The sequence below is a fragment of the Leclercia sp. G3L genome, assembly GCF_021117075.1.
Classification (GTDB): Bacteria; Pseudomonadota; Gammaproteobacteria; order Enterobacterales; family Enterobacteriaceae; genus Enterobacter; species Enterobacter adecarboxylatus_C.
This window is the reverse complement of sequence record NZ_CP088265.1, coordinates 4,760,805-4,776,024: the sequence shown is the minus strand read 5'-3', so window position 1 is coordinate 4,776,024 and position 15,220 is coordinate 4,760,805. Positions and strand designations below refer to the sequence as shown.

The following is a 15,220-nucleotide window of genomic DNA, read 5'->3' as shown; positions in this document are numbered from 1 at the left end:
GATAAGACTGCCTGATAAAACTGTCTACGGTTTAGGCAGCTAATTTGTTTAAAAGGAGAAAAGGATCACGATCCTGAGCCGTTATGCATCACAGATCAGGGTGATGACCTGGGTATTAATCTGGCTCCAGTGCAGGGTAAATGCCTGATTTTGTGCAAAGGGCGGAAAAGGGCGGGAGAGGGATAAGGTCAGGGTGTTGGCCGTCAATGCCGTGGCGCGCGCACTGTCGAAGCCCATCCACGCCTGCACCTGCGGAAACAGGGCTTTGAACAGGCTCTCTTTGGCGCTGAAGGTGAGGGTGAAGGCCAGATCGAAGGGAATGCCGCTCCCGGCCAGGAGTTGTGCTTCCCGGGCATCGATTACGCCGTCCTGGATTTCACGGACTTCGTGCTTGTCGATGATCGCTTCACAATCAATGCCGATAAGGCCATTTTTCCGGCATATCGCCACAGCCTGCGTACCGCTGTGAGAAATACTGCCGCTTACGCCCTCAGGCCACAGCGGTTCGCCGCTGTGGCCGATGCTGGGAATAGTTTGCCGGTTCAGGGCATGAAAGGCGGCGATCCGTCCGGCCAGGTGATCGGCTTTGCGCTTGCGCCCAGCGTGGATTAGCTGGTGATGATGTGGAAGCCAAAGCAGATCCGTATCGTTGAACGTCGTGGGATCGAAGGTGATGCAGTGAACTGTTTGCCCGGCAAGAAGAAACGTGGAGTAAGTGGTGTACATCTGTTTCTCACCGCTAAAAAAGGAACGCCATGGTAGCACACGCTTTCCGACTGTTCCCTCTCCCCTCTGGTGAGAGTAGTGGAAGCATGAAAGACCCTTTATTGAATGTCACCGATGGGAATTTCCCCTAAGTCAAATCCTTGTTGAACATATGGTTATTGCTTGTAAAATGACCGCTGTGATTATTTTTATAACAAGTAGATGGACTTATGAAACAGTACAACAATGATCTTACTCCGGAAATTCTGGCTACCTTGCAAAAACCAGCATTCACCCCTGAACAAATCGCTGAAATGCCCGAAGATGCCCGCAAAAATGTCATGCAACAACTGGCGTTACAACAACGTCCTGTTGCTGCCATTTATCGACCTGCTGTTGCAGGGAGTCTGACCCGGCAGGGTGGTATTGCTGATGAATTTGAACCCAATCCGAACAAAGGCGTAAAAGCCCTGCTCAGTAATGGTCAGTACGCCAGTGTACTGTATGAAGGCTGCACCGTTACCTACGCTGATGGCACAAAAAGCAGAATCGCCACCAGCGCAGGTCAGTCTCACACCGTGGCAGGTAAAGGAATGGGGCTGGTTGGAAGCCTTCTGGAAAACGGGGATGAAATTGTCAGCACGCCTACTGACAGCGGATTTATTGTTAAGTATGAAGATGACCCTGTACCGGAGGATTTTTTATCGGCCCATGAGGTAGCGTAATGGGAAATCGTTCAGATTGCTACGGACGGGGAACGGCGCTGGAAGGTGATAAAACGACCACTGGCGCTGTATGTATTGCTTCTATGTCCAATGATACCGAGCACGGGCGCAGAGTCATGCGTGTCGGTGATAAAACGACCCGGTGCCCCAAATGTGGCGAACCTGGTGTTGTGGTTTCGGGAGAACCACGCGATACCAATATGGGAAAAATAGCAGCTGTAGATGGTTCAGTCGTGCGCTGTGCCTGCCCTTCAGGGTCTAACTGGATTATCGCACCTGCCGGGCAGTGGGTAGGGCCGGGAGTGGATCCGTCGATTGCCGCACGAGTACAACTATTTGCAGAACGTAAAGCTGCTCAGGAAGCCGAAGAGAGGCGACGGGCAGAAGAGCAGGAACGTAACCGGGTTTTTGCTAAATCCTGTCTTCGTGGTGAAGGCTGTAACGATGCAGGGACGCAGCAGGAGCCTCATACTAACTTTGCTGATATGGGGCTATTTAAAGCTGCTCCGGTCAATGATGCAGCAACCGCCTCAGATACACCACAGCACGCACAGACAGCAAAGAAAAAGTCACCAGCTCCGGAGGGTATCCCAAAACCGAAGAAGCGCAGTGCCCTGTACAAATGGCTTAACGGCAACCATGAGGAAATGGAGTATCAGGCCGCTGTTGCAGCCGCCGCCAGTGCAGCCCGGGCACAGACAGCTACCGCTGGGGTTAGCGTTCTTGAACAGATTGGCGGGCGCTTTGCTACCTATGGTACATGGGCGGTACGCGGGGCTGAAATCGCAACGGCTGGTGCAGGTGCATCCGTTGCCGGGTTTTTAGTTGGCATGATGCCCGGACGGCTGAACGACGGTGAACAGGATTTCATCGACCGTATGCGGCTTGCACAGATGAGTGAAGCGCCTACCCGTGTACGCTATACATGGGAGAATGACAGCAACGGAAATCCCGTTCCGCATGGCTGGCACACCCCACCGGGTAAAGATATGGTGCGGGTGCGTAAAATGCAGTGGGACAGCACCCGACAGGCGTACATCTTCACCACCGAGGAAGAAAGCCCGGTAACCATCATCTGGACCCCCGATCATTCTGGTGCTAACACTCCGACAAACACGGGTAATCAGACCCCGCCGAGGCTGCCAGGAACAATCCTTATTAACCCGTTACCCGATGGAACTCATATCACCAGTACGACAACCCCGGCACCGGATGAGAAAAATTTCGCGGATTACATTCTGATCCTTCCCGTATCAGATATTCCGCCGATTTATATCTACATTCGCAACAATCCGGGGCAAGTCACAGGTAAAGGTCAGAAGGTTACAGGTACATGGTTAGCTGATGCGAATCAGGGCAACGGCTCGCCTGTCCCATCTCAGATAGCCGATAAACTGCGCGGTCGTACCTTCTCCAATTTTGATGGGTTTAGGGAAGCATTCTGGGAAGAGGTAAGTAAAGATTCTGAACTATCAAAGCAATTTATCCCCAGCAACTCAGCTCGAATGAAGTATGGATTGTCGCCGCGAACAAGATTTGCAGATACAGTTGGGAAAAGGCGTTCTTTTGAAATTCACCACATCAAGCCAATAAGCCAAGGTGGTGATGTCTATAACGTGGACAATATGGGCATCACGACACCTAAACGCCACATTGATGTTCATCGAGGGACATAGTTTGAAAAATATGAGCGAATTATCAAGAAAAGATTTCATAAAGCTAATTGCAGAAATTATTAGTGCTGAAGGGGGAGAAAGTCATCAGGACGAACTTTTAGAACAGTTTATTGATTTATCGGAGCATCCATCAGGTTCTGATTTAATCTATTACCCAGAATCGGGTAAACAAGCAACCCCAGAAGCGATTGCTGATGAAGTGCAGAAATGGCGTAAAGCCAACGGCAAGCCCGGCTTTCGCGGTGAGTAAATCACATGTGTGAACAGAAAGGCTGGGCTTTATCCCGGCCTTTCTGTTGTTTGCTAATTCACTTTATCTGCAACACAAAATAGAATACCGAAGAAGCGCAATGCACTGTACAAGTGGCTTAACGGCATCCATGAAGAAATAGAGTATCAGGCCGCTGTTGCAGCCGCAGCCAGTGCAACCAGAGCAGAGACAGTTACCGCCGGGGTTAACGTTCTTGAACAGATTGGCGGACGCTTTGCTACCAATGGTACATGGGCGGTACGACCCTCAAAAACGGCGACCAGGTCGCCGTTTTGCTTTTAACTGTCAGAACTGCGTATTCACGCTCATATACCAGGTACGGCCCGGTTCGTTATAGGTATACGCCCCTGCGCCATACATATAGGCCCCGGTGGTGGTATTCCCGGTCGTCTGGGCATTCCCCGCACGCCACTGGCGTTTATCGAAGACGTTATCCACGCCGCCGGTCAGGCTGACGTATTTGGTTACGTCCCAGGTCGCGCTCAGGCCGACGATGCTGTAAGGGCTGACTTCGTCCTTCTCAGAACCGCTCACCGGCTGACCTTTGTAGTTATACTTCTTCGGCTGCTGCTTGCCGTACCAGGTGAAGGTCGACTGCAGGGAGACATCCTGCTGTACCTGCCAGCTCAGGGTTGAGTTCAGCGTGTACTCCGGGATGATCGACAGACGGTCGCCGGTCTCCTTGTTCTTGCTTTGCAGCATGTAGGTAATGTTGTTGGTCCAGTTGATGGTGTCGCTGACCGGCACGTTCAGGGTGCCCTCCAGCCCTTCCACTACGGCTTTCGGCACGTTTTCCCACTGGTAGATATCGGTCTGCACCTTACCGGAAGAGGTATGACCCACCGGGGCATAGCCCGCTTCAATCTTGTCGCGGTAGTCGTTACGGAACCAGGTCACGCCCGCCAGCCAGCCGTCGCGTTTCCACTCCAGGCCAATCTCTTTGTTGATGCTGGTTTCGGCTTTCAGATCCTCGTTACCCAGCATATAGCAGCCGACGCCGTCTGCACTCGCGTAGCAACCCTGGCCCTTGCTGTAGAGCAGGTAGTTCGGGTTGGTCTGGTACAGGCTCGGGGCTTTATAGGCCCGGGCGATCCCCATCTTCAGGGTAAAATCATCCCCCAGCCCTTGCGACAGGTTCAGCGACGGGCTCCAGTTGTTGCCCACGATAGAGTGATGATCGAAGCGCAGCGCCGGGGTCAGCATGGTGCTGTCGGTCAGCTCCATGTTGTTCTCCGCGAACAGAGAGAAGATCTCCGCATCGGAGTACGGGCTGCGGCTGTCACTCATTCCCGGAACAGCACCGCCCTGCAGGGCCTGACCATTGGAGGACATATCCTTCATCCGCTGCTGATCCCACTCGGTACCCAGCGTCAGGTTCTGATTGACGATAAAGTCGATCGGCAGGTTGATTTCGCTGTGCAGCATCACGTCGGACAGGTCGGTGTCGGTAAATTTGTTGCTGTTAAACAGCCCTTCCAGGCCGCCCGCCAGCCCTTCCCCCAGACGGGAGTTGCGGGTGTGTTCGTACTGCGCCCAGTTGTTAGTGGTGATGCCGTTATCCCAGCCGCCGGTCCAGGTGACCGCGAAGTTCTGGCGATAGAGACGGTTGGTCTCTTTGCCGTAGTTCTTCTTCACCAGCCCGTTGCTGCTGTTATCGTTGTTGGTGTTCTGGGTATCGCCCGCGTAGAGGTTATTCTGACGGCTGTAACCCGCTTCGAACTGCAGGGCCTGCATCGGGGCAAAGTCCCAGCGCAGCACGCCGTTGACGTCTTTATTCTCGACCCCTTCACGGCCGGCAGGCAGCGTATCGGCATAGGCGCCGGTACGTTCAGACTGATGGCCCTGGTTGATGTCCCAGGCATCGGCCTGGGTTTTATCCAGGTTGCCGTACAGGCGGAAGCTGAAATCCCCGCCCAGCGGGCCATTGAGGCTAAAGTTGGTGCGTTTGGTGGAGCCTTCTTCATCGTGCTCAGGGGCATTCAGATAGGTGTTCCAGGAGCCATGCCACTCGTTGCTGACCTTTTTGGTGATGATGTTCACCACGCCACCCGCCGCGCCGTTGCCGTAACGCGCAGCGGCGGGGCCACGGATCACTTCGATGCGCTCGATCATCTCTGGCGGCACCCAGCCGGTATCGCCGCGGGTGTCACGCTCGCCGCGCCAGCCCAGACGGATTGAGTTACGGCTGGTCACCGGCTTACCGTCAATCAGGATCAGGGTGTTTTCCGGGCCCATGCCGCGGATATCAATCTGGCGGTTGTTGCCGCGCTGGCCGCTGGTGGAGTTACCGGTGAGGTTGACGCCCGGCATGGTGCGGATAATCTCTGACACATCGCGTGCCGCCGGGTTTTTACGAATTTCATCGGCGGTGATGGTCGATACGCCCGGTGCCTGCAGGTTCTGCTCGGCGGCGGTGATCACCATGGTGTCTTCGTTGCCCGCGGTATCGGCTGCCATCGCAGGCAGTGCCACACCGTAAATCCCCAGATTGACCAGTAAGGCCAGTGAGTGAAGCTTGTTATTCATTGTATGTCCTGCTTTTCGATGCCGCATGCCTCATGGCTCCGTCCCGAATGGGTGAGGCGGCGGGAGGCTATCGCCCGCAGTCTGCGAAAACCCCTCAGTCCTGAGTCAGTACGCAGCGCATGGCATGGTTATTTAATGTTCGCGCTTCCCACAGCGCGCCCATACGCTATTGCAAATGAAAATAGTTATCAATAATATTATCGATATTGTTTATCTTTTATCAAAAAAACAGAACAGGTCATGGGGTTATATCGGTGACGACGCTGGAAACAGGAAGTGACGCCTGGTGGCAGTCGAAACAGGGGCCCGAAGGGGTGCGGGAAGGGGATCACTATCGGGTGACCTTCTGGTGGCGCGATCCGGGCGGAACAGAGCAGACTTCGCCGCTGAAGCGGGTATGGCTCTATATCACCGGCGTGACCGATCACCACCACAATGCCCGTCCGCAGACGCTGGAGCGCATTGCCGGCACCGACGTCTGGCAGTGGCAGGGCGAGTTCAGCCCAAACTGGCGGGGTAGCTACTGCTTTATCCCCTCTGTTCACGAGGACGACTTCAGCGAGGCGGTGTTTGCCACCGATCCGCCGGACCGCATGGCGCTGCGCGAAGGCTGGCGCAAGCTGTTGCCGCGCGCTATTGCCGATCCGCTAAACCGCCAGCACTGGCGCGGCGGGCGCGGCCATCCGGTCTCGGCGCTGGAGATGCCCGAGGCACCGGTTCAGCCGGGCTGGGATCGGCTCGATACCCCTTATATGCCCCCGCAGTGTATTTCATGGCAGAGCGCCAGGCTTGGCAACACCCGCCGGGTCTGGATCTTTACCACCGGCGAGGATACCTCTGACGAGCGCCCGCTGGCGGTGCTGCTCGACGGCCAGTTCTGGGCCGAAAGTATGCCGATCTGGCCCGCGCTTTCTGCGCTCACCGCCGCAGGCCAGCTGCCGTCCGCCGTTTATGTGCTGATCGACGTTATCGATACCGCCCATCGCAGCCACGAGCTGCCCTGCAACCCCGACTTCTGGCTGGCGGTGCAGGAGGAATTACTCCCGCAGGCGCAGGCGCTGGCCCCGTTCAGCGACCGGGCCGATCGTACGGTGGTCGCCGGACAGAGCTTTGGCGGGCTCTCGGCGCTCTATGCCGGACTGCACTGGCCCGGGCGTTTTGCCTGCGTGCTCAGCCAGTCGGGATCCTTCTGGTGGCCCCATCGCGGTGGCAAACAGGACGGCGTGATTATCGAACAACTCAAAAACCAACAGCTGTCGGCGCAGGGACTGCGCATTGTCCTTGAGGCGGGGCGACGCGAACCGCTGATCTACCGCGCGTGCCAGGCGCTGTACGCCGAGCTACAGCACACACAGCAGCAGGTTTACTGGCGTCCGGTGGACGGCGGACATGATGCACTTTGCTGGCGGGGAGGGCTGACGCAGGGGCTGATGACTCTCTGGCAGCCGCTTATTTAATAATGGAGTCTGGTATGGAATTCAGTAACCCCTTCGACGATCCGCAGGGCCTGTTCGCCATTGTGCAAAACGCGCAACAGCAGTACAGCCTGTGGCCGCAGCAGTGCGCCCTGCCTGAGGGCTGGCGCGTGGTGTGCGAGCCGCAGTCGCAGGAAGCCTGTCAGCAGTGGCTTGCAGCCCAGTGGCAAACCCTGATCCCGGCCCATTTTGCACAGGTGACCCCATGAGCGCACAACTTCCTCTCGTGGCCGCCCAGCCGGGGATCTGGATGGCGGAACAGCTTTCCGACCTGCCCAACGCCTGGAGCGTGGCCCATTACGTCGAGCTGATCGGCCCGGTTGATGCGCCGCTGCTGGCGAAAGCGGTGGTGGCGGGCATGATGCAGGCCGACACCCTGCGTACGCGGTTTACCGAGGACAACGGCGAGATCGGGCAGTGGGTGGACGAGAGTGCTACCCTGCCGGAGCCGCAGATTATTGACCTTCGCGCTCACGCCGATCCGCATGCCGCGGCGCAGGCGCAGATGCACGCCGATCTTAACCAGAACCTGCGCGTCGACAGCGGCCAGCCGCTGGCTTTCCACCTGCTGATTCAGGTGGCGGACAACCGCTGGTACTGGTATCAGCGCTATCACCATTTAGTGGTGGATGGTTTCAGCTTCCCCGCTATTACCCGTCAGATCGCCGCCATTTATCGCGCCTGGTCTAACGGCGACGCCACGCCGGCGTCGCCGTTTACGCCCTTTGCCGAGGTGGTGGAGGAGTATCAGCGCTACCGCGACAGCGAGGCGTATGTCCGCGACGGTGCTTTCTGGGCCGGGCAGCGTAAGCAGCTCCCGCCGCCGGTATCGCTCTCCAGCGCGCCGCTGCCGGGTCGCGCCGCGACCACCGACATTCTGCGCCTGAAGCTGACCGCCGATCGTTACGCCTTCAGCCAGCTCGCCAGTACCAGCCAGATCCAGCGCACCGACCTCGCTCTGGCGCTGGTGGCCCTGTGGCTCGCCCGTCTGACCGGACGCATGAACTATGCCGCCGGGTTTATCTTTATGCGCCGGATGGGCTCCGCGGCGCTCACCGCTACCGGGCCGGTGCTGAACGTGCTGCCGCTGGCGGTGAACATCAACGCTCAGGAGACGCTGCCGGAGCTGGCCCAGCGCCTGGCCGGGCAGATGAAAAAGATGCGTCGCCATCAGCGGTATGACGCCGAGCAGATCGTCCGCGACAGCGGGCGCGCCGCCAGCGACGAGGCGCTGTTTGGCCCGGTGTTTAACGTCAAGGTCTTTGACTACCAGCTGGATATCGATGGCGTTCAGGCGGTGACGCATACCCTCGCCACCGGCCCGGTCAACGACCTTGAGATGGCGCTGTTCCCGGACGAGCAGGGCGGTCTGAGCATTGAGATCCTCGCCAACAAGCAGCGTTACGATGAGGCCACTCTGGTGCGCCATGTCGATCGCCTGCATGGGTTGCTGGCGCAGTTTGCCGCCAATATCGACCTGCGCTGCGGCGAGGCCGAAACGGTTTCTGACGCCGAATATCAGCAGTTGGAAAAGATTAACCAGACAGCGGTTCCTCTGCCGCTCACCACCCTGAGCGCGCTGGTGGCGGAGCAGGCGGCGAAAACCCCGGACGCCCCGGCGCTGGCTGATGCGCACCACGAACTGACCTATTGCCAGATGCGCGAGCAGGTGGTGGCCCTGGCGAACCAGCTGCGTGCCCGGGGCGTGAAGCCCGGCGACAGCGTAGCGGTGGCGTTACCGCGTTCGGTGTTCCTGACGCTGGCCCTGCACGCCATCGTCGAAGCGGGGGCCGCGTGGCTGCCGCTGGACACCGGATATCCTGACGATCGTCTGCAGATGATGATCGAGGACGCGAAGCCGTCGCTGTTAATCACCACCGACGACCAGCGCCCGCGCTTTAACCATCCGGCTCTGTTTAGTTACAACACACTAATGCCTGCGGAGAGCAGCGCACCGCTCATCCTCAGTGCCCCGGAACAGACCGCCTATATCATTTTTACCTCCGGTTCAACAGGACGGCCGAAAGGGGTGATGGTCGGCCAGACCGCCATCGTTAACCGCCTGCTGTGGATGCAAAACCACTACCCGCTCACCGTAGCCGACGTGGTGGCGCAAAAAACGCCGTGCAGCTTTGACGTCTCGGTGTGGGAGTTCTGGTGGCCGTTTATTGCCGGGGCGAAGCTGGTGATGGCCGAGCCGGAGGCGCACCGCGATCCGCTGGCGATGCAGGACTTCTTCGCGAAGTACGCCGTCACCACCACCCACTTTGTGCCGTCGATGCTGGCAGCCTTTGTCGCCTCGCTGACTCCGGAAAACGCCGCCTGCTGCGCCAGCCTGAAGCAGGTGTTCTGCAGCGGCGAAGCCCTGCCGACCGCGCTGTGCCGGGAGTGGGAGCAGCTCACCCATGCGCCGCTGTATAACCTCTACGGCCCGACCGAAGCGGCAGTGGACGTCAGCTGGTATCCGGCCTTTGGCCCGGAACTGGCGGCGATAGAGGGCAACAGCGTGCCGATCGGCTTCCCGGTGTGGAATACCGGTCTGCGCATTCTGGATGCGATGATGCGCCCGGTGCCGTTCGGCGTGGCGGGCGATCTTTATCTTACCGGGATCCAGCTGGCGCAGGGCTACCTGGGCCGCCCGGATCTGACCGCCAGCCGCTTTATCGCCGACCCGTACGTGCCGGGCGAGCGCATGTACCGCACCGGAGACGTGGCCCGCTGGCTGGATAATGGCGCGGTAGAGTATCTGGGCCGCAGCGACGATCAGCTGAAAATTCGCGGCCAGCGTATTGAGCTGGGGGAAATCGACCGGGCGATGCTGACCCTGCCGGACGTGGCTCAGGCGGTAACCCACGCCTGCGTCATCAACCAGGCGGCGGATACCGGCGGCGACGCCCGTCAGCTGGTGGGCTATGTGGTCTCGGAATCCGGTCTGCCGCTGGATCGCGACGCGCTTTTAACTGCCCTGAAAACCCAACTGCCGCCGCATATGGTGCCGGTGGTGTTACTGCAACTCAGCGCGCTGCCCCTCAGCGCCAACGGCAAGCTGGATCGCAAGGCGCTGCCGCTGCCGGAGCTGACGATGAAGACCCGGGGCCGCGCACCGGAAAGCGACGCCGAACAGGCGATTGCCGCGGCGTTTTCTGCCCTGCTGGGCTGCGAGATCAACGACATCGAGGCGGATTTCTTCGCCCTCGGCGGCCACTCGCTGCTGGCGATGCGCCTTGCCGCCAGCCTGAGCCGCCACTTTGCCCGCCAGGTTACCCCCGGCCAGGTGATGGTGGCCTCGACGGTGGGCAAGCTGAGCGCCCTGCTGGGATCCGACATCAGCGACGAGCAGGCCCGGCGTCTGGGGTATGAGACGATATTGCCCCTGCGCGAAAGCCACGGCCCGACGCTGTTCTGCTTCCATCCGGCCTCCGGTTTTGCCTGGCAGTTCAGCGTCCTGGCGCGCTATCTCAATCCGCGCTGGTCGATTACCGGTATCCAGTCGCCGCGACCGGGACCGATGCAGCACTGTGCCACCCTGGACGAGGTGATCGACCAGCACCTGGAGACGCTACGCGCCCAGCAGCCGCACGGGCCTTATCACCTGTTCGGCTACTCTCTCGGCGGCACGCTGGCGCAGGGCATCGCCGCCCGCCTGCGTGGGCAAGGGGAAGCCGTTGCGTTCCTTGGCCTGCTGGATACCTGGCCGCCGGAGACGCAAAACTGGCGTGAAAAAGAGGCTAACGGCCTCGATCCGGAGGTCTTAGCGGAGATCGAGCGTGAGCGTCAGGCGTTCCTCGCCGCCCAGCAGGGGCAGGCATCCGGGGAGCTGTTCAGCGCCATCGAGGGCAACTATGCCGATGCGGTGCGTCTGTTGACCACGGCGCACAGCGCGAAGTTCGACGGCAAAGCGACGCTGTTTGTCGCTGAACGCACGCGAACCATGGACCCGCTCGCCGCCTGGGCACCGTGGGTGGGGGAGCTGGAGATCTATCACCAGGACTGTGCCCACGTGGACATCATCTCCCCGCAGGCGTTTGAGACGATAGGACCGGTGTTGAAGAGGATTCTGGGGGAGTAAAAACGCCCGGCGGCGCTGCGCTTGCCGGGCCTGGGGTCCGTGCCGTAATGGGTTTCGTAGGCCGGGTAAGGCGAAGCCGCCACCCGGCGTTGCAGCAGCGTTGCGGCTGACGCCCGGCGGCGCTACGCTTGCCGGGCCTACGGGAAAACGCGGGTCTGTTTATAATTTGAATAAGGCGGGGTTATTTTTCTTTGCATAGAGTTCTGTTCTGAGCTGGTTTAATAAATCGCTAAGGCTATCGAGTAAAAACGATGAAAAGCCTTCTCTACCCAGGCTGGTTTCATATACTGCCGATGGAATAAACCGCGTCATTTCATTATAAAAATGACCTTCGGCGATGATTGTTGGAAGAGAATCAATTCTGAACTGAATTAATTGCTCAAAATTCTCGATCTTATAGTCAGCGAGTTTTTGACTCACCAGCCCGACATTCATTTTTGCGCCTTGCTGTTTTAACCAGATCAAATCCCACATATCGCGATATCGGATCCTGAGGGTACTTGCAGGTAGCGAGACCAGTTTATCCGGCATGATCTCATCTAATGATTCGACTCTGATGAGGGTATCGCTATAGCCGTCAGGCAACACGCTGTAATTGCGCACGAGCTGTCGGTACGAGTAGGTATAAGCGGGGCGCGCGGTTGTAGACATAAACTCCCTGTACCGCGCGGGTCAGGATATTTGCCTCAACAAGACGTTTAAGGGAAGCTTTCAGCGTGCGGTCTGACTCATCAGAAAACAGGTATTTCAGGTCGTTTATATGAAAAACATACCTTCCGTGTCGGCTGAAAGTATCCAGGGTGTTAATGGCGGTCAGTTTATCCATGGCGCTATCTCTACAAAAAAGACATCTCCAAGTGTTTTTAGTGTGCACATAGCGAGTTTAACATAGTTATATAAACACTAAAGACACCATTAGGTGTCTTTAGTGTAGAGATATTTTTTATTTTACCGCCGTCCCAGTGGCACCACCAGCGGCGTGCCCGCCACCGGATCGTCAATAATCATGCAGCGCATCCCGTAGATCCGCTCGATCAGTTCCGGGGTGACAATCTCTTTCGGCGCACCTTCCGCCACAATTTTTCCGTCACGCAGGGCAATCAAATGGGTGGCATAGCGGCAGGCCTGGTTCAGGTCATGCAGCACCGCCGCAAGGGTAAAGCCCTGGGTGCGGTTCAGGTCGCTCAGCAGCTCCAGCAGGTCGATCTGATGGCTGATATCCAGCCAGGTGGTCGGCTCATCCAGCAGCATGATCGATGTCTCCTGGGCCAGCACCATCGCAATCCACGCCCGCTGACGCTGTCCGCCGGAGAGGGTGTCCACGCTTTGCGCCGCCAGGTCGGTAATACCGGTGGCCTGCATCGCTTTGGTGACCGCCAGTTCATCCTCTTTACGCCAGCGGGTAAACAGCGGCTGGTGCGGATAGCGCCCGCGCGCCACCAGCTCCTGCACCGTGATATCCCCCGGCGTAGTGGCGTTTTGCGCCAGCAGCCCGACCCGGCGCGCCACCTCTTTGCTGGCAAAGCGCTGGATCTGCTCGCCATCGAGGAAAACGTTGCCCTGAAGCGGCGTCATCAGGCGGCTGAGGGTGCGCAGCAGGGTCGATTTCCCGCAGCCGTTAGGGCCGATAATGGCGGTGAAGTGGCCGTCGGGGATCGCCACCTGTAAATTTTCAGCCACGGTTTTTTTGCCGTAGCCGAGGGTCAGATTTTCGCCGCGCAAGCGGGTCAGATTGGCACTCATTTCTTGCGGGACTCCTGAACAAGCAAGACGATAAGGTAGATACCGCCAAGACTGACGGTCACTACGCCCACCGGAAGTTGATACGGCATAAACAGCTGCTGGGCGCAGAGATCCGCCGCCAGCAGCAGCAGCGATCCGCACAGCGCCGACTGGGTTAACCCCCAGCGTGCGGTACCGCACAGACGGCGGGCGATATGCGGTGCTACCAGCGCAATAAAGGAGATCGGCCCGGCAATGGCGGTGGCCGCGGCGGTTAACACCACCGCCACCAGCATCAGCATCAGACGCGAACGCTCGACGCTGACGCCCAGCGCGCAGGCGCTGTCGTCACCCATCTCCAGCAGACGCATCCGTTTTACCAGCAGTAATGCGCAGACAAACATCAGCAGGATCAGCGGGGCGGCGGGCAGGGTTTTGGCCCACGTCAGGCCGTTGAGCGACCCGGCGAACCACAGCCCGGCAGAGAGCGAGGTCTCCAGCGACGCCTGCAATAGCAGCCAGGTGTTAAAGGCCATCAGCATGGCGCGCATGCCGATGCCAATGATGATCAGGCGGAAGGTTTCAATGCCGTCGCGCCAGGCTAGCGCCCAGACGATCAGCGAGGTGAGAATACCGCCCGCCATTGCCGCCAGCGTAATGGCCGTCAAGTGCTGACCAAACAGCACCATCGCTACCAGCACGCCGCTCCATGCCCCGGTGTTAAAGCCCATCACGTCCGGACTGCCGAGGGGGTTGCGCATCAGCGACTGGAAAATCGCGCCGCTGATCCCAAGGGCCGCGCCGACCAGCAGGGCCATCATCACCCGCGGTAAACGCCATTCGGTGACCACCATGGTGATATTACGCGGCGCACTGCCGGTCAGGGCATTGAAGACCTGAGCGAAATCGAGCGTCACCGCCCCGCTGCGCAGGCTAAACAGGGCCACGCCGAGGCTGATCAGAATCAGCATCAGGCAGCTGATAACTAAACGACGGGACGGGGCCATCACAATCCACCTCCGCGCTTGCGGCGCACCAGGAAAATCAGCACCGGCGCGCCGATAAAGGCGCTGACCACCGACACCCGCAGCTCGCCGGGCACCAGCAGACGCCCGATAATATCGGCAAACAGCAGCAGGGCAGGAGTGGCAAGCAGCGTCACCGGCAGGGACCAGCGGTGATCGGCTCCCACCAGCCAGCGCGCCATGTGCGGCATCATCAGGCCGATAAAGGCGATGGGGCCCACCACCGCCGTGGCGCTGCCGCACAGGACGGTAATGGTCAGTAATCCGAGAAACTGGGTGCGCGCCACGCGGCTGCCGAGGGCGGTGGCGGTGTCGCTGCCGAGGCTCAGGCTGTTGAGCGCCCGGCTTAACAACAGCGCTACGGCGGCGGCGATCAGCACCGGCACGCTCACCACCTGTAACGTTTGCAGGGTGCGGATATCCAGCGAGCCCGCCTGCCAGAAGCGCAGCTGGTCGTAGACGTCGGGGTTGAGCAGGGCGATGCCGTTGGAGAGACCGTCCAGCACCGCCCCCAGCGCCACGCCCGCAAGCGTCAGGCGAACCGGGCTAAGCTGGCCCCCGCCCTGGCTGCCGGTAAAGGCCACCAGCAGCGAGGCGGCAAAGGCCCCGCACAGCGCCATCACCAGCTGCTCGCCGGGGAAGGAGAAGCCAAACAGCGCCGCGCCCAGCACGATGGCGAAGCTGGCCCCGGCGTTAACCCCGAGAATGCCCGGGTCGGCCAGCGGATTGCGGGTCAGGGTTTGCATCAGCGCGCCGGCGAGACCGAGAGCGGCACCGGCCAGCAGTCCGGCGAGGGTGCGCGGAAGTCGGGCATCCCGCACGATGGTGCAGTCGGCGCTTTGACAGGTGGCGGTGAGAGCATCGACCACCACGGAAAACGGCAGCGGTTTCGCACCCACCGACAGGCTGAGGGCGACGGCAAACGCGAGCAGTAACAGTAAACCGGGCACGGCAAGGGCGCGTGACGCGGAAGAGGAGTACGACATAGCAACGTCCATGATTTGATAATGATAGTAATTATCGTTA

13 protein-coding genes are annotated in these 15,220 nt (G+C 59.2%); 6 read left to right on the top strand and 7 right to left on the bottom strand.

The features are described from left to right. Positions 1–81: 81 nt before the first annotated feature. Complete coding sequence (gene entD, locus LRS40_RS24405; protein WP_231312910.1) at positions 82–726, bottom strand: enterobactin synthase subunit EntD; 645 nt, start codon at positions 724–726, stop codon at positions 82–84. Between the two features lie 209 nt (positions 727–935). On the opposite strand from entD, the gene LRS40_RS24400 reads away from it, so the two are divergent. Genes LRS40_RS24400 through LRS40_RS24390 form a run of 3 tightly spaced genes read left to right on the top strand, consistent with a single transcriptional unit; the run spans position 936 to position 3,356 of the window. Beyond that, positions 936–1,430, top strand: a complete 495-nt coding sequence (locus LRS40_RS24400) for a hypothetical protein (RefSeq protein ID WP_231312909.1) — start codon at positions 936–938, stop codon at positions 1,428–1,430. Beyond that, positions 1,430–3,106, top strand: a complete 1,677-nt coding sequence (locus tag LRS40_RS24395) for an S-type pyocin domain-containing protein (protein ID WP_231312908.1) — start codon at positions 1,430–1,432, stop codon at positions 3,104–3,106. Before LRS40_RS24400 ends, LRS40_RS24395 begins: the two co-directional genes overlap by 1 nt. 10 nt (positions 3,107–3,116) lie before the next feature. After that, on the top strand, positions 3,117–3,356 hold the full coding sequence (locus tag LRS40_RS24390; RefSeq protein ID WP_231313935.1) for a bacteriocin immunity protein: 240 nt from the start codon (positions 3,117–3,119) through the stop codon (positions 3,354–3,356). Positions 3,357–3,662: 306 nt separating this feature from the next. Here LRS40_RS24390 and LRS40_RS24385 read toward each other — a convergent pair whose 3' ends face one another. Next, complete coding sequence (locus tag LRS40_RS24385) at positions 3,663–5,903, bottom strand: TonB-dependent siderophore receptor (protein ID WP_142488585.1); 2,241 nt, start codon at positions 5,901–5,903, stop codon at positions 3,663–3,665. 254 nt (positions 5,904–6,157) lie between these two features. Here LRS40_RS24385 and fes point away from each other — a divergent pair, with 254 nt between their 5' ends. The 3 genes from fes to entF are packed head-to-tail and all read left to right on the top strand — an operon-like array spanning position 6,158 to position 11,447. After that, positions 6,158–7,360, top strand: a complete 1,203-nt coding sequence (gene fes, locus LRS40_RS24380) for an enterochelin esterase (RefSeq protein WP_231312907.1) — start codon at positions 6,158–6,160, stop codon at positions 7,358–7,360. 14 nt (positions 7,361–7,374) lie between these two features. Then, positions 7,375–7,587 (top strand): MbtH family NRPS accessory protein, encoded by a 213-nt coding sequence (locus LRS40_RS24375; RefSeq protein ID WP_142488588.1) that lies wholly within the window; start codon positions 7,375–7,377, stop codon positions 7,585–7,587. Continuing rightward, positions 7,584–11,447 carry an enterobactin non-ribosomal peptide synthetase EntF gene (entF, locus tag LRS40_RS24370; RefSeq protein WP_231312906.1) on the top strand — a complete coding sequence of 1,288 codons (3,864 nt, stop codon included), beginning with the start codon at positions 7,584–7,586 and terminating at the stop codon, positions 11,445–11,447. The genes LRS40_RS24375 and entF overlap by 4 nt, the downstream gene beginning before the upstream one ends. 159 nt (positions 11,448–11,606) lie before the next feature. Here entF and LRS40_RS24365 read toward each other — a convergent pair whose 3' ends face one another. The 5 genes from LRS40_RS24365 to fepD all read right to left on the bottom strand — a co-directional run bounded on the left by LRS40_RS24365 (position 11,607) and on the right by fepD (position 15,180). Continuing rightward, positions 11,607–12,098 carry a nucleotidyl transferase AbiEii/AbiGii toxin family protein gene (locus LRS40_RS24365; protein WP_231312905.1) on the bottom strand — a complete coding sequence of 164 codons (492 nt, stop codon included), beginning with the start codon at positions 12,096–12,098 and terminating at the stop codon, positions 11,607–11,609. Continuing rightward, the gene (locus LRS40_RS24360; protein ID WP_231313937.1) at positions 12,025–12,273 is read right to left on the bottom strand and encodes a hypothetical protein; all 249 of its coding nucleotides are present in this window, start codon (positions 12,271–12,273) and stop codon (positions 12,025–12,027) included. Before LRS40_RS24360 ends, LRS40_RS24365 begins: the two co-directional genes overlap by 74 nt. Before the next feature lie 122 nt (positions 12,274–12,395). Continuing rightward, positions 12,396–13,190: an iron-enterobactin ABC transporter ATP-binding protein gene (fepC, locus tag LRS40_RS24355; RefSeq protein WP_231312904.1), complete on the bottom strand. Its 795-nt coding sequence runs from the start codon at positions 13,188–13,190 to the stop codon at positions 12,396–12,398. Next, complete coding sequence (fepG, locus tag LRS40_RS24350) at positions 13,187–14,176, bottom strand: iron-enterobactin ABC transporter permease (protein ID WP_231312903.1); 990 nt, start codon at positions 14,174–14,176, stop codon at positions 13,187–13,189. Before fepG ends, fepC begins: the two co-directional genes overlap by 4 nt. Continuing rightward, on the bottom strand, positions 14,176–15,180 hold the full coding sequence (gene fepD / locus LRS40_RS24345) for a Fe(3+)-siderophore ABC transporter permease (protein ID WP_231312902.1): 1,005 nt from the start codon (positions 15,178–15,180) through the stop codon (positions 14,176–14,178). Before fepD ends, fepG begins: the two co-directional genes overlap by 1 nt. Between the last annotated feature and the right edge of the window lie 40 nt (positions 15,181–15,220).